The organism is Mycobacterium sp. (assembly GCF_049608025.1).
GTDB lineage: Bacteria > Actinomycetota > Actinomycetes > Mycobacteriales > Mycobacteriaceae > Mycobacterium.
In genome coordinates, this window is record NZ_JBMYXC010000075.1 from 1 (window position 1) to 13518 (window position 13518).

At 66.2% G+C, this 13518-nt stretch carries 17 protein-coding genes; all 17 read right to left on the reverse strand.

The window, feature by feature from the left end; all coding sequences use genetic code 11:
* A partial coding sequence (locus ACPGXI_RS16685; RefSeq protein ID WP_526654909.1) for a hypothetical protein occupies positions 1 to 191 on the reverse strand: 191 nt, incomplete at its 3' end.
* Positions 192 to 198: 7 nt separating this feature from the next.
* Complete coding sequence (locus ACPGXI_RS16690; protein WP_526654911.1) at positions 199 to 402, reverse strand: hypothetical protein; 204 nt, start codon at positions 400 to 402, stop codon at positions 199 to 201.
* Positions 402 to 605: a hypothetical protein gene (locus ACPGXI_RS16695; RefSeq protein WP_526654913.1), complete on the reverse strand. Its 204-nt coding sequence runs from the start codon at positions 603 to 605 to the stop codon at positions 402 to 404. The genes ACPGXI_RS16690 and ACPGXI_RS16695 overlap by 1 nt, the downstream gene beginning before the upstream one ends.
* Positions 602 to 3415 (reverse strand): hypothetical protein, encoded by a 2814-nt coding sequence (locus tag ACPGXI_RS16700; RefSeq protein WP_526654915.1) that lies wholly within the window; start codon positions 3413 to 3415, stop codon positions 602 to 604. Before ACPGXI_RS16700 ends, ACPGXI_RS16695 begins: the two co-directional genes overlap by 4 nt.
* Positions 3412 to 3753 (reverse strand): hypothetical protein, encoded by a 342-nt coding sequence (locus ACPGXI_RS16705; protein WP_526654917.1) that lies wholly within the window; start codon positions 3751 to 3753, stop codon positions 3412 to 3414. Before ACPGXI_RS16705 ends, ACPGXI_RS16700 begins: the two co-directional genes overlap by 4 nt.
* Positions 3753 to 6830 (reverse strand): coiled-coil domain-containing protein, encoded by a 3078-nt coding sequence (locus ACPGXI_RS16710; RefSeq protein WP_526654919.1) that lies wholly within the window; start codon positions 6828 to 6830, stop codon positions 3753 to 3755. The genes ACPGXI_RS16705 and ACPGXI_RS16710 overlap by 1 nt, the downstream gene beginning before the upstream one ends.
* Before the next feature lie 2 nt (positions 6831 to 6832).
* Positions 6833 to 7069, reverse strand: coding sequence for a phage tail assembly chaperone (locus ACPGXI_RS16715; protein ID WP_526654921.1), 237 nt, complete (start codon positions 7067 to 7069; stop codon positions 6833 to 6835).
* Between the two features lie 116 nt (positions 7070 to 7185).
* Complete coding sequence (locus ACPGXI_RS16720; RefSeq protein ID WP_526654923.1) at positions 7186 to 7659, reverse strand: hypothetical protein; 474 nt, start codon at positions 7657 to 7659, stop codon at positions 7186 to 7188.
* 154 nt (positions 7660 to 7813) lie between these two features.
* Entirely contained in the window at positions 7814 to 9022 is a 1209-nt protein-coding gene (locus ACPGXI_RS16725) for a phage tail tube protein (RefSeq protein WP_526654925.1), read from the reverse strand.
* Positions 9023 to 9033: 11 nt separating this feature from the next.
* Positions 9034 to 9738: a hypothetical protein gene (locus tag ACPGXI_RS16730; protein WP_526654927.1), complete on the reverse strand. Its 705-nt coding sequence runs from the start codon at positions 9736 to 9738 to the stop codon at positions 9034 to 9036.
* The gene (locus ACPGXI_RS16735) at positions 9738 to 10133 is read right to left on the reverse strand and encodes a hypothetical protein (RefSeq protein ID WP_526654929.1); all 396 of its coding nucleotides are present in this window, start codon (positions 10131 to 10133) and stop codon (positions 9738 to 9740) included. The genes ACPGXI_RS16730 and ACPGXI_RS16735 overlap by 1 nt, the downstream gene beginning before the upstream one ends.
* Entirely contained in the window at positions 10130 to 10489 is a 360-nt protein-coding gene (locus ACPGXI_RS16740; protein WP_526654931.1) for a hypothetical protein, read from the reverse strand. The genes ACPGXI_RS16735 and ACPGXI_RS16740 overlap by 4 nt, the downstream gene beginning before the upstream one ends.
* Positions 10489 to 11016, reverse strand: a complete 528-nt coding sequence (locus ACPGXI_RS16745) for a DnaT-like ssDNA-binding protein (protein WP_526654933.1) — start codon at positions 11014 to 11016, stop codon at positions 10489 to 10491. The genes ACPGXI_RS16740 and ACPGXI_RS16745 overlap by 1 nt, the downstream gene beginning before the upstream one ends.
* Positions 11017 to 11020: 4 nt before the next feature.
* A complete protein-coding gene (locus ACPGXI_RS16750) occupies positions 11021 to 11392 on the reverse strand; it encodes a hypothetical protein (protein WP_526654935.1) in 372 nt (123 codons plus the stop codon).
* Positions 11393 to 11404: 12 nt separating this feature from the next.
* Entirely contained in the window at positions 11405 to 11842 is a 438-nt protein-coding gene (locus ACPGXI_RS16755; protein WP_526654937.1) for a hypothetical protein, read from the reverse strand.
* Positions 11843 to 11906: 64 nt separating this feature from the next.
* Positions 11907 to 12851 (reverse strand): major capsid protein, encoded by a 945-nt coding sequence (locus ACPGXI_RS16760; RefSeq protein WP_526654939.1) that lies wholly within the window; start codon positions 12849 to 12851, stop codon positions 11907 to 11909.
* 269 nt (positions 12852 to 13120) lie between these two features.
* Positions 13121 to 13518, reverse strand: a 398-nt coding sequence (locus ACPGXI_RS16765) for a hypothetical protein (RefSeq protein ID WP_526654941.1), incomplete at its 5' end; no start/stop codon positions are given.

A 13518-nucleotide genomic window follows, 5' to 3' on the forward strand; every position in this document is an offset into this window, starting at 1 on the left:
GGGGTGGAGCCAGTCGCCTCTACGTCAACCGTGTAGTCGTGGGTGACGTGGACGTGGCGCGACGGGTCCTCGAGTTCGACCTCGGTCGCCCGCTCCAGTGCTTCCCGCTCCGTCGTGTGCTGCGAGATCACATCACCGTTGACGAACACCCGGAAGTAACCCGAGCCGCGTGCAGTAAAGTCGATGCCCATAGGTCGTCTATCCTTCCGTGTGGGTGAGTGGGCGAGCGTAGGCGGCAGGGCAGATGAACTGCACCTGCCCATTCACCACGCTGTCGCCCGGAGCGCAGTTGGCCGGCACCGAGTCGAACGGCTCGCCGTCAGGGAAGCCGGGGTCGCGATCATCCTGCGCTACCGGATCGGTGCAGGACGCCACGAGTAGCGCGATCAGAAGCAGGCGCATCAGTCGTCTCCGTCTGGTTCGGGTTCCGTGATTGAGAAGCCGCCAGCGGGGGTGGCCGTGATCGTGGCCGTGTCGCCACCGAAGGCGCGGGCCAGCGACGAGATGCCGGCCTCAAGCTCTTGGGCGAGTTCGAGGTAGCGAGTGCGGCGATCCCAGAGCGGGCGCAGGACTTCCGCCTCTCGTGGAGTGAGTAGGCGGGTCATGTGCTGGAGTCCGTGATGAGGCCGAGATTTGCGAGGGCGGTGAGTGCGCTGGTGAGGGCTGCGTTTCCACCGCGCGAGCCAGTCACCGTTGGTTTCACGACAGGGGTAACGCCGAAGAACCCGAGCTTTGGACCGTTCTCGATCGCGATAGCGACCGTGGCTGAGATGCCCGGCTCATAGAACTCGAACGTCGTGCCAAACCGGATCTGCCCACCGACGAGAGACACCGATGTCGAACTAGCCGTCTGGTAGATATGGTCCGTCGCGATCACCGCCGTGCCACCACCGCCGTGTGCGTTGATCGTCCCACTGAAGTCCGCTCGGGACGCCGTGAACGTGCCAGCCGCCACAGTGCCAGAGAACGTGGCGTCCCCGTTCGCGAGCATCTCGAACTCCGTTCCCTTGATGAACGGGTCCGTCGTGGTCGCCGCGAGGTCGATGTACGAGGTCCAGGTCCCCGGCTTGGAGTAGCCGGTATCAACACGGATGCCCGCCGTGGGGTTGGACGTGGCGTTGTTGATCAGACCGGCAGTGACGGTGCCGAAGTCCGCGACGATCGCAGAGAGGGTCAGGACCGTGATCTTGCCGGCCGTGACGCTGTTCGCCTGGAGGTGGCCGGTCGCAATCGAGCCGGCGCTGATCTGCCCTGCTGTGATCGAGACCTTGCCGACGCCCATCGCGCCGAACGCCGGCACGAATGCCGCGTCGTCGTGGTTGGAGTCCGACGCCCACGCCGTGCAGAGCAAGAGATACGACTCGTCGCCCAGCACCGTCGTGATCGCGGTGGTGTTCTGGAGGTTGGCCGTGCCGTCGTAGTAGATGTAGCGCGGAGCCCCGCCAGCGGTCAGGCTGATCGAACTGGAGTTGATCGACGCCGTCGTGCCGTCCCCGAAATACAAGGTGCCCGCAGCCCATGCGAGGTTAGTGTACGAGCCCGACGAAAACGCCACCGACGACCCGAAGAACTGCTCTTGCTTCTTCATCTGGGCGGCACCCACGATCGCGTCGCCCAACATCGCCTGTGTGATCCCGTCCGCGCCTACCGCATCCCCGATGCGCCCCTCCCAATCCTCCGTCGATGCGGTGCTGTCACCTGACGAGCCGTTGAAGCCGCGCACGGCGACAAACAAGGTGTCCCCCGCCGCCATTGATGCTTCTATCTCCGTGTCGCCCGTGCGACCAGACACGACGGTACCAGCCGCCACGCCCGCCAGCGCCGTGGCCGCGTCGACCTTAGACGTGGAGTACCGAATGGAGTTGAGGTCTTCCTTCCCGGAGTGCGACAGGCGCACCGTTGCGCCGAGCCGATTCAGCGCACACGACAAGTCCGGGATGCGGTCCTTGTCGAACGACCTGAAGTCCCGCTCCCACCTCGCGCCCGTGCCGGGGTTCCACCGGTAGGCGAAGGCAATGTAGGAGTCGTGGCCCTCCACGAGCCCGACCGTGTCGCCCAGCGTGGCAGCGGTGTCGTCGTAGACATCCCAGCCGGTCGGGTCGTCGGTGAAGTCGAAGTCGGAGCCGCCCGCCTGTGGCTTGAACGCCGTCGCGTCGATCAGCCCGTCCGGGTCGTGGAGCACGATGTCGAGCGTGCCCGTCGAGCCCGTCTGGTCCACCTCAACGCTGATCGTGGGTGGGACAATGCCCGCCACCACCGGCCCCGTCACATCCGTAACGATCTGCGCCCGTGTGGTCTTCGTGATCAGCCTGTCCCAGCGATCCACGCCACCCGAGGGCGAACCCGCCAGGTGCAGCATCGTGTGGGGCATCTGCCCGAAGCCGGGGAAGCTGTGAACCACCTTCGACACAGCCAGGTCGGTATTGCCCGACGTGATCTGAGTCAGCGCAGGGAAGCGGTAGAGGTCCCAAATCTCAGCGAACGGGAACAGTCGCCCCTTGACCTGCCATACCGTGAGCGGGTTGGCGCGGTCGGTGACGATGATGTCCAGCAGCGCCTGCATTGTCGGGGCGCTCGTGAACTGCGGGTCCTGCCGCGCGTCGATGTAGGCGGCGAGTTCTTCCCATGCGGCGACGGACGTGGAGTCCTCTGCGACCTCGGTGTTGCTGTCGTCCCACTGCCCGAGTACGCGGTTGACGATGCCAGTCGGGTCGAGCGCCGCATACGGCACGTCGAAGAACCCGTCCGTCGTGAACGTGTAGTCGGGGGTCGTCTTGCTGCGTGGCGGCTCCTGGAACGTCAGCGTGGTCCCAAAGAAGCGCAGGTCCCATGCGTTGACGTTCGCCACGTCCATGAGCGCCTGGGACAGCTTCATGCGCCGCTGGGTGAACGTCTTGATCGTGGTGGTTGGGGTGCCGCTCACCGAGATCGTGTATGCGTTGGTGTTCGCCGCCTCGATCTGCTGGAGCACCGTCTCGATCGCAACGCCACCGCCTGACCCGTAGCTCGCTTCCGACTCGATCAGTTTGTTGTACAGGATCAGCCAGTGGTCCTGACATGGCAGCGTGACGGTGTCCTGTTTCGCGTTGAGCACCGGCACGTTCAGGAATCCGTTGAACACCTCGATCCATGAGGAGCCCAGCGCCTCGTCGTGGCGGCGCACCTCCATGTCGATCACGACCCGACGCCGCGGGTAGACCGTGGGGTTCGACAGGAACGGCGAATGGTCACCCAGCTTCAGCGATATGTTCGCGCTACGGGACGGCTGGTTCACGTCGATGGTGACCGACAGCGATAGCACGTCGTCGCTCACGTCCTGGAGCGTGTCGGTGTGGTCCGCGATCCGACAACGGAACGATTCCCGGCGATCGTCCTCGAGGAGGTCCGCGAGCTCGCCCGCAGTCGCCGTGATCATGGGTCGACCTTCTCGGCCACGAACGTCGCGCTGCGATCATCCGTGAGCCCGTCCGACACCCAGCCGATATTCATCGCGAGGCATACGGTGGACGAGGGCATGAGGTCGCCCGACAGCGTGACGGTGCCGACAGCCTCAAGCGCCGCGATCAGCGTGTCGCATTCGGCCTCAGTCAGCCATCCGCTCGCCACGTCCCACACCGGCACAACCGCGTTGGCTGTGGCGCGAGAGGAGACGAGCGTGTCGCCAAAGGTGCGTTCCTGCACCACGACCGACTGGTTGCGCTTCTTGAGCCGGCGCACCGAGTAGGTGGTGCCACCCACAGTGAAGTCAGCCATCAGATGCCACCGAAGTTCACGAAGCCGCCAAGAGCCTCAATGCGGGCCACCTCGCGCCGGATCTGCTCCGCGAGCGCCTGCCCGATCGCGACATTGTCCTGTCCCGGCTGCGTCTGGATGCTGATCTCGTAGCGGTTGCTGGTCGAGCCGCTGCCCGTGAAGTCAGGTGAACTCACGTCGAAGGGCGTGCCGCCATACCGGAGGGCCTGGTTGCGGTAGCCGCCGATGGACTGAGTCAGCCCGTGGGGCCCGCCGATCACGCGCAGGGCACCGTCCGCAGCCCGTGTGAACTCCTCGGTCGCCCTCGCTTGCTCGCGTGCGGCCTCTGCGGCTTTCTCGGCCGCCCGGTTCGATGCCTGCTGGGCCTGTAGCTGACGGAGGGTGGCGATGTATTCGTCGCTCTTCCCGTCGTTGAGCGCCTGCCGTAGCCGGATCTCCTGCTGCAGCGAAAACGCGGTGTCATCGCGCCCCTGCTCCAGCAGCAATTCGACCTCGAGGTTGCGGAGATCCTGCGCCGCCCGGAACCGCTCCGCCTCGGCCAGCGCCTTGACCCGCTCTGCTGCATCCGCCGCGGCTTGATCGAAGTCGCGCAGCGCCTTGACCACCTCACCGTCGATGACGTCATACAGGCGGTTGTACAACTCGATCTCGATCTCGCCCGCAGCCAGCCGATCGTCGAGGGCGGCCTTCTCTGCTGCTGCACGCCCCGCAAGCCCGGCACCGAACGCGCCGCGATCATCGCCCGCCAGAGCCGCCTCACGGGCGTCAACGTCGAAGCGGTCCTGTACGGCCTGCCTCGCACGGTCCCGGGCCTCTGTGGCCGCTCTCTCGGCCTCTGCCGCCTTACGTGCGGCTTCCTCCTGCTCCTGCACGCTGCGGGTGTATTCCGCGAGCGCCTTGCCGCCAAGTTCGAGGGCTTCCTTGATCGCCTTGCGGTTCGCGAGGTCGCGCTCGAGCGCCGCGGCTTCCTCGGTGCGGCCCTGCGCGATGAGTTCACGGACGCGCAGCGAGTCGGTCGCCGTGTCGATCTCTTTCTGGCGCTGGTCCGCGATCTGCTGGAGCTTCTCGCGGTAGGCGTCGAGGATCGCCTGGCCTTCCGGGCCGAACTGCGAGAGAATGCCTTCCAACCCTTGAGCGTCGAGCCCCTTCGCGATGCCGTCGCGGATCTTCTGGGCTGCTTCCTTGCCGAAGTCGCCACGGGTGCCGAGGTCCGCGAGAAGCGCCTCTACCATCGAATCCAGCACGCCCTGCGCACCCGCCTCCGCATCGGCCACCAGTTGGTCGAAGCGGCTACGGTCCGCGAGCGTGGCGACGTAGTCGTCGAGCACCCGGTCGAATTCCTCGGTGGCCGCCTTGATCACCTCAGCCCGATCCCTGCGACTGTCGAGGATCGTGCCGATGGCGGTTCCCGCGAATCCTCCGATCGACCCGAGGGCCGCAGACGCTCCGGCGCCCCGGTCGCTCGCGTGGAGCCGGATGGCGTCCACCGCATTGGCGGAGAACGCGGCCGCGTTGGATGCTGATTGCCCGAAGGCCGCAGCTACGTCGTAGGCCGCGCTGACCCACGCATCCCTCCAGCGCCGCGATGCCTCGGCTGCCGCTTCCGCACGGGCACGTTCCTCGTCCGCTGCCTTACCCTGCGCGTCGACCAGCCCCTTGAGCGTGTCCGCGAATTCCTTGGCGGTGCGCTCCCGAACGTCGGCCATCTCCGCGTTCGCATCACGCAGGTCATGGATCGCGTTGACCTGGGCGACAATGGCGGCAATGTCCCGCGGGACCGCATTCGCGAGGGCCTGGCGTAGTGCCTCCTCGCGTGCGAGTTCGCGGTTGACCTCGGCCACCGCTTCGGCGCCCTGGGCCTGCGCTGCGGACAGGCGGCGCTCTGCCGCGGCCTGCTGCTCGAGATTGCGGAGGGTGGTGGTGGACTGCGCTTCGCGGCGCTGTGTCTCTTGGGCCAGTCGTTCAAACGCTGCCCGCTTGCGCTCCTCGATGCGGACGGCCTCGTCGGCGGACCGCGCGGACCTGGTGTTCGCCCTGTCGCGCTCGGACTGTAGGCGGTCGTTCTCGCGGCTGACGTTCTCGAAGACCTGCTCCCGCAATTCTGCGCTTGCCGTCTCCGCATCCCTCAACTCATCGACCGTCGCCCGAATGCGTGCCCCGGTACTGTCGACGCGGTTCTGGTTGCCTGATCGCTGCGCCCGCGCCAACTGCTCGCGGAGCTCGCTCAACCTCGCTCGGATGCGGGTTTCCGCTGCGACCGACGCCTCCAACTCCTCGGCCGCGGTACCCGCTGCGCCGAGGTCGCGGATCTGTGCGGCGCGAAGGGCGCTCGTGATCGCCTCGTCCTGCGCCTTGCGGGCCTCTCTCGCGTCTTCGGTGATCTTCTGCCACGCGAACCCGATCGCGGCGATACCAGCCAGCACGGGCACCATGTAGGCGGTCCCGATCGCAAACGTGCCGATGGTGTCCGCCAACTTGCCCACGACAGGCGAGGTGCCCGTGGCTTGGCGGGCGACTGTAACGAAGGCGTCATTCAGGCGACCGAGCCCGAGGCCGGCCTTCCTGCCCTCCGCGCCGACGTTCTTGATCTGGTCCGTCACCCCGACCAGTGCGGACCCACGGAAGCCGCCCGCGTCCCGTGCGGTGCCAACAGACTGCGCGAGGCCGCGGTTGAACCGTGACGCCGCCTCGCGCCCCAGCTTCTCCGCTTCGGCCGGCTTAATGAAGCCATTGGCCACAGCCAGCTTGACGAAGGCGGCTTCCTCGCGGAACGCCTTCTCCATTGCTGCGATCTGGGCGCGTGCGGTTTCTTCCGCCGTCTGTGCAGAGGTGCGAGCCGATAGCTTCTCGCGGGCCGCCTTCTCCGCTTGGTGGCGCTCCTCCGCCTGGACGATCTCGCGCATCGTCTTGGCGTTGAGCCGTGCGACCTCGGCTTGGGTCAGCCCGAGAGACTTAGTCTGCGTCTCTGCCCGCTGGCCCGCCTTCGTGAAGTCATCCAGCGCCGCGTGCGCGTCCTTAACCGGACGGGCATCTACCCGTAGGCCGAGGGTTGCAATGTCGACGCCGTTACCTTCCACGGTTACACCTTGTCCTTCTCGCCGGGGTGACGGTCAGCGCGGTCGATCTCGAACAGCGCCGAGGCTTCTTGCGGGGTCAGTTCGTGGCCCATCATGTCCGCCCACGCGCGGAGGTCCGCCCACGACAGCGGCAACGGGTTCCCATCATGCGACCAGCCGCGCCCGCGCCGGATCTGGTAGAACCACAGCAGCAGGTAGAGCAGGTCTTGAGGCGCTTCCGGCCCGTCGAGTTCGGCCACGGCCTTGGTGCGGGTCGCTTTCTTGCGGCTCCGCAGCCCCTTGGCGTAGTGCCATCGCTTGGGCTTGCCGTCTTGCCCCGGCTGGTTGAGTCGAGCCTCGTGGCGGACATGCTCTATCAGCCCGCCGAGGCTTCGACGAAAAAACGCTCCGGATCCCCCTGGGCGTTCACGATCTGCTCACGCACGCCGGGGGTGTCCATCAGCTCCCGTGCGAGTTCAATCGTCAACTCCACCGGCTTGCCGCCGTCCGTGAAGCCGTTCCAGTCGATCACGTTGGGGGCCCGCACCTTCATGTCGAAGGCGTGGGGGCGATCGAGCGATGCCTGCTTGAACGCCTCGTCCCGCTCGACGGGGTCTTTGATCTTCACCACGTCGTCGTAGTAGGTGCGGTCGAACTCGTCGGCCATCTGGCGAAAGGTGGCCGAACGCTCACCGCGCACCGTGAGGGTGACGTGCCCGTCCCCGTATGGCTGCGGCTCGCCGTCGCTCCCGAGAAGGGGGAACGTGACCCCCAACTCCTGCTTGGCGAGGTTGTCGCGCACTACGGCGAAGTCGTATCCGCCTGTTGCCTGCTTCTTTCTTGTTGCCACAGTCGTGCTCCTGTGAGGGGGTGCCCCCGACCAGGCCCGTGGCACGTCCAGCCTCATCACCTTCAATGCGACTGGCACGGACGAGGACGGGGGACTTTCTCCGCTCTCCCTGCACCCGTGATCCAATGACGTGCGGCATCGGGCGGGGTCCTGCTTAGGCCAGCGTGCTCGAGACGATCATGGCGGCGTTGTAGTAGCCGGTTCCGCGACCGTCAGGCCCGAATTCCCAACCGGCTCCCTGGATCAGCGGACCGTCTGCTCCGAGGGGTTGGTTGTTGCTGCGATACGCCGAGTTGCCGAAGTAGAAGGCCATCATGTCGGCCGGCTCCGTCTCGTTCTCCGAGGCCACGATATGAACCTCGAGGTTCGTCTCGGCCTTGAGCGCGGTCAGCATCGAGAGGTCAGACATGATCCCCGACAGCGAGCCGGTGCCGCGCGAGTTCGACAGGAACACGTCGGGGCTTGCCCGCTGCCCCAGCGTGGCCACACCCGTGGGCGAACCGTCGAAGTTGAACGAGAAGTCCGTGAGCTCGATCGTCGCGTCACCGCCCACGACCACCTCACCGTCGAGCAGTACCAGCGCGTCGGTGGTGGAAGGAGTCAGCGACGTGAAGTAGGGCGAGGCGCCCGACGCGATCGGCACCAAGTCCGTGCCCGCCATCGTGAACTGGAGCGAGACCACGTTGTCGGCGCTCACCGACAGCCCGAACCCGCCGATCTTCACATCGGAGGCCAGCTTCGATACGTCCGCATCCCCGAACCGCTCCTCTACCGTGAAGTAGCGATCCGTGGGCGGGTCATCGACGATGAGGTGCTTGGCGATCGTGATATCCCACGCAGCGTCCGAGGCCGCGTCAGTCAGCGTCCCGGTCGGCACCGTGAGCGTGCTCGCGGTAACGCCCGTCACGCGAATCCAGAAGTCGTTGTTCGCGGCGGCAGACGAGCCCTCGATCTTGATCATCTGCCCGACACGCACGCCCTGCGTGATCCACGAGCCGCCGGCCGCAGTGATCACGTCGGACGAGATCGTGATGGCCCCGAGCGAGCCGGTCGACTCATCCAGCGCGATCGCGGCAACCCACGTGCCGCGGAGCTGCGCCTCGATCAGGTCCTCGATCGACTGGTCCATCCGCAGCGGGACCGAAAACTGCCCGTTGGCGAAGTAGGACCCGAGGCGCCCGAGGGGCTGCTCGCCGGTCGTGTTGATCGTCGGGTCTTCGATGCTGGTGGACTGGAGTTGGAAGCCCTGGGACGAGCTGCAACGCAGAACGCTTGCGCCCGTGCCCGTGGACTCGGTGCTGCCCAGCCCGCTCCCCTGCTCCTTGAACGCGATGGTGAAGTTTTGTCCGCTCTGGCGTGGCATGGCTCAAGTCCTCAGTTGGTGGTCTGTGTCGTGCGAATCCGCAGTGGGAACGCCAGCGCGGTCGTGGTGAATCCGGCGTGGATCTCGGGCAGTGCGACGCGCGTCATGCCGGTGTCTCCGCGCACACGGGCGGTCGTCCCTAGCCCTTGCCCTGGAGGCAGCAGCGCGAACAGCGCGTCCCCGTAGCGGTCGGTCGCGCCTGTGCCCTTCTCGGCCACGCAATGCAGCGTCAGGCCGTATTGGGGGGTGGCCTCGGCCTCGCCGTCGCCCGTGGTGCCCCTGCGCCGTGACGGCCCGCCCACAAGCCGCTCCTCGACCCATGGCACGCCCGCCAGCTTCTCGTGGCGCACGCCCTCCCATGCACGGACGGTCGGGAGCCCGACAAGCAGGGTGCGGCCCGAACTCGCGCCTTCCGTGACGAGGGTGCGGGTGGTTTTCGTCCACACGCCGTTGCTGGAGGCGAGGTCGTAGGCCGACACCGTGAGCGTTAGCGCCTCAGCGCGGGTCACGATGCCGAGTCCGTTGTTGGCTGCGGTGCCGAACCCGGATGCGGTGATCTCCATCCCGACCTCGAACTTGTCGGTGATGAACGAGCCCGATGCGCGGGTATAGCCGGTCGCCGTGGCCGCGAGGGTCGTGGACCCTGTCGTCGCCACGGTCATACCGACCAAGCGCGTACGGATCTCGCGGCGCACGTCCGCAAAGCTGACGCCCACTAGGGCACCACCTCGGATACCACGCTCTCGACAATCCGGGGCCACGCGGCGCGGGTCAGCTTCACTGAATCGGAACCGCCACCGCTGCGATACTGGATCGGACGGGGCGTGACGGTCTTGCCGCTGCTGTGATGCTGGTAGGGCGCCTGCTGTCCGTGCTCGATGGGGAGTGCGTACTCAGCGCCCGTGGCAGTCTGTCCGACCCACTCCTCGGGATACGTCTCCTGCCATGACCCCGCGAGGAAGCCGGTGTCACGCGGTTGCCCTGGGGCGCCCGACACCTCGGAGCCGTCCACGATCGAGCCATGGAGCCGATTGACCGATCCGAGGAAGACGGCCTGGGAGCGCCCGACGACGGTCGTCTTGAACAGTGCCAAGTCGTCACCGAAGCTCATCGGCACACCACCCGCGCGATGATCGCCGCCCCGTCCGGTGCGACCGGATCGACCTCAGCCACCGTGTACGTCACGCCGTCCCACACTACGGTCCAGCCCGCTTCCGGTAGGTCACCGTAGGTCGATGGCGCGAACAGCAGCGTGGGGTGCCGAGCGTAGACGAGCCCGAGGCGGGTGTACGTGTCCTTGTCGCCGCGCACACGTACCGCGTGCCCTGTGACCGTGCTGGTGGTCGGCTCTCCAAACGTCTCGGTCAGCGGGTTGTGTGTGCCCTCGACCTCCGTCGTGAACGTCACAGCCACGCCGGCATCAGCGATGCCCGCCAGTGCGCTGGCATGATCCTCGGCATACGCCATCAGACCCGCACCACTTCGTTGGAGTAGGCGGTCGGCTCTAGGTAGTGGTCGATCTTCACCATGACCCGCGTGAACTTCTGCAAGCCCTCGACCTGCGCGGCCGAGTACTCCCACTCCAGCACATCAATCTTTTTGCGCTTGAGGTTGGAGCCAGTCGCCGCCACGCCGAGGTCCGTTGTGCCCGCCTTCACGAATTCCAACGCCAATTCCGCCAGCGCCTCTTTGATGTCGGTCGGGATCGCGGTGCTCGAGTAGTACGAGCTGGCCGACGCCGTAGATGGATCGCGGATCGGCACGTATTCGCGGGGCCAGGCGAGCGCCTGCGTTGCATCGACCCGAGTGCCGCGCCATGGCATCAGCTCGAGCGTGCGAGTCGCTTCGACCGCCGCCCGGTTCTGCGTGTCGCCCGACGCCGAGTCCCACGCCGACGAGTTGAGGCGCCCCTCGATGTAGGTCGTGATGTTCGCGACCTCGTCGTAGGAGTTGGCTGTTGCCGACCCCACAGTGGCCACCACCGTGACGGCCATGGGCTCACCCAGTAGCCGGTAGCGTCACCGGCTGGGCTGGGCCTGCGTTCGACGACGCGCGCACAGGAGCGCCCGTGGGGCCCACAGGTAACTGCCTCAACGCCTCGCCCCTGCTCTCACACCCTTTGCCGATCTTCACCCCATCGGGGTTAAGCAGCACCCACCAGCGACCTTTCTTCTCCACGTTCCAGCCATGAGGAAGGTCGACCGCTTCGGGCACTAGTTCGGTGTCGGGTGCGCCTACGCCATCGGGGTCGTAATCCAGAAACTCACCGGAGGCGAGCATCGATCGCCCGTCAACAGGCCAACGTTCGATCGATGCCCCACCTTCGGCGGGCCACAACACCCACTTGCCGTACTGCGTGCGTTCCGGCATATCGTCAGCCCCTTACGGCTGAACGACGTGGGCGGTGAAGTTGACGCCTGTGGCAATCGTGCCCGCGACGTCGATCTGGCACCGCATGTAGCGGTAGGTCGTCCCGTTGACCTCGTTGCAGAACGGGAGTTCGTAGTGACCGGCCCCGTTGTCGGTGTCCGCGCCCACCAGGGCTGCGGCATCACCAAGCGGGAAGATCGGGCCAGCGATCACACCGGACGCGAACGTCGCGGAGTCGCTGAACTGGAGCCCGACGTCGTACCGCTCGTCACCGCTCGCGACCTCGACCGCAGTCGCATCGATGATCACCCGCCCGTCGAAGCGTGCAGCCCCGAGGTCGAGGATCGCATCCGCGCTGTCCACCTCGGCAATGTCGTCTGCCGCGACCAAGCCAGCGTCCTTCAAGCGCAGGTCGTGATCGTAGGTGGCGTCTCTCTGATTCCGTGCCATGCTCTTTGCTCCAGAGTCAGGGCGGGGACACGCAGCCCCCGCCCGTTAGGGTTCAGGGGGGCGCTTACGCGACCACCGCGGCGTCTGCGATTCCACCCAGGCGGGCAGCAGCGCGGCCATGCTCAACGCACAGGCCGGCGTACCACTCGACGCGGGTCCGGAAAGCGGGGGTCGTCTCGAGTTCCCCGAGGTCGCGCACATCCATCGCGCTCGACTGGAGGCCGGTAACCAGCCCGTCACCGAACGCCACCCCGTAGATCGAAGAGCTGGACGTGCCGCCCGGCGTGCCTCCCAGGTCGCCCTGCTCATCGAATGCCAGGGGCTCGGTGCCGCCGTTGTCCGAATACGGCACGAGGATCGGGATGTCGTTGTAGGCCGTGACACGCCGCCCGAACTCGTTGATGTCGTGGCTGACATGCCCACCGACCGACTGATTGCGTGACGCGGCAGTGAGCCGGCGACGCAGCGCCTTGTTCATGATCAGGTGGGTGATTCCCGGTACCGCGTCGATCAGCTCGTCCAGCTTCGTGAGCGAGAGCGCGTCACCGGCGTCCGTGGTCCCGGCCGCAATCAACTGGCTACCAGTGATCCGGTTCTGGAGCCCGTCGAACTCGCGAGGGTTCGAGGTGGAATCGCCCTTGATCAGCACGCGGGTGATTTCCGCGGCGAGGGCTTTCACCTTCAACTCCTCGTGCGTGGCGCGGATCGCCATGCCGTTGGTGTCGATGATGAACTTGTCCACGTCGAGATCGCCGCCGCAGATGCGCAGCGATTCGGTGGCCGGGTTCACGATGCCAGTCGAGGCCGTGTAGCTCTCGTTGACACCTCGGAACGCGACCGAGGGAAGGGTCCCCTCCTGATTGTAGGAGTAGGCGTTGCCCTGAATATCCTTGAAGGGCAGTGCCATTAGGATGTCGGAGGCACGCGCGAACATCGCGATAACCGCGGCCCGCTTCTCCTCCCCGTTGTTTACGGCCAGCTTGAGGGCTTCGACCAGAGTCAGCGACATTCTCGGTTTCCTGATCTGTGTCGCTGTACGAAAGCCGGGGCGCCTCCCCGACTCCCGTCATCTGCGACGGTTGAGTCTTGGAAGGCGCCCCGGAATCGCTCTGGAGCCGAGGCGACCGAGGCATCGCGCCCCTGGTCCCTCGTTGCCACTATGTCCGCCCAGCTTCGCGCTGGACCCTGCTATGTTCTCGGCGGAGCCCCCGAATCGCTCGGGGTGCTCCCTATAACGTCAATTTACGGCATCTGTTCGGGTGTGTCAATCCGACACGGCTACGCCGCTTCACCCTCGCGTGCCACGGTCAGGGCTTGGGTGGGGTTCTTCATCAGGTCTTCAACGGAGATTCCTTCAGTCGGCTTGCCGGGCTTGCTGCCGTTGGAACCGCCGCCCTCCAACTGCGAGCCCACGTAGAACTCACCCAGCTCCTTCTTGAGTTCGGTGATGTGGCTCGCGACCGTGATGCCGGGGGAGTCCTTCACCATCGGCTTGCCGTCGTCGGTCAGCTTGAACTCATCACCGAATTGCTTCCACCACCTGTCGAGGCGGTCGGCGCGTACTCCGTTCGCTGCGGCTTCTGCTTTGACCACGGACACCAGGCGTAGATCGGTGTTGTCGGCCCTCAGCGTCTCGACCTCGGTCTTGAGGCCGGCGTACTCCTTCTCCAGGTCGG

What these genes read in the sequence shown, in the direction of transcription:
- ACPGXI_RS16690 (WP_526654911.1), bottom strand. Translation starts at nt 402, where the DNA reads ATGCGCCTGCTTCTGATCGCGCTACTCGTGGCGTCCTGCACCGATCCG.
- ACPGXI_RS16695 (WP_526654913.1), bottom strand. Translation starts at nt 605, where the DNA reads ATGACCCGCCTACTCACTCCACGAGAGGCGGAAGTCCTGCGCCCGCTC.
- ACPGXI_RS16700 (WP_526654915.1), bottom strand. Translation starts at nt 3,415, where the DNA reads ATGATCACGGCGACTGCGGGCGAGCTCGCGGACCTCCTCGAGGACGAT.
- ACPGXI_RS16705 (WP_526654917.1), bottom strand. Translation starts at nt 3,753, where the DNA reads ATGGCTGACTTCACTGTGGGTGGCACCACCTACTCGGTGCGCCGGCTC.
- ACPGXI_RS16725 (WP_526654925.1), bottom strand. Translation starts at nt 9,022, where the DNA reads ATGCCACGCCAGAGCGGACAAAACTTCACCATCGCGTTCAAGGAGCAG.
- ACPGXI_RS16735 (WP_526654929.1), bottom strand. Translation starts at nt 10,133, where the DNA reads ATGAGCTTCGGTGACGACTTGGCACTGTTCAAGACGACCGTCGTCGGG.
- ACPGXI_RS16740 (WP_526654931.1), bottom strand. Translation starts at nt 10,489, where the DNA reads ATGGCGTATGCCGAGGATCATGCCAGCGCACTGGCGGGCATCGCTGAT.
- ACPGXI_RS16745 (WP_526654933.1), bottom strand. Translation starts at nt 11,016, where the DNA reads ATGGCCGTCACGGTGGTGGCCACTGTGGGGTCGGCAACAGCCAACTCC.
- ACPGXI_RS16750 (WP_526654935.1), bottom strand. Translation starts at nt 11,392, where the DNA reads ATGCCGGAACGCACGCAGTACGGCAAGTGGGTGTTGTGGCCCGCCGAA.
- ACPGXI_RS16755 (WP_526654937.1), bottom strand. Translation starts at nt 11,842, where the DNA reads ATGGCACGGAATCAGAGAGACGCCACCTACGATCACGACCTGCGCTTG.
- ACPGXI_RS16760 (WP_526654939.1), bottom strand. Translation starts at nt 12,851, where the DNA reads ATGTCGCTGACTCTGGTCGAAGCCCTCAAGCTGGCCGTAAACAACGGG.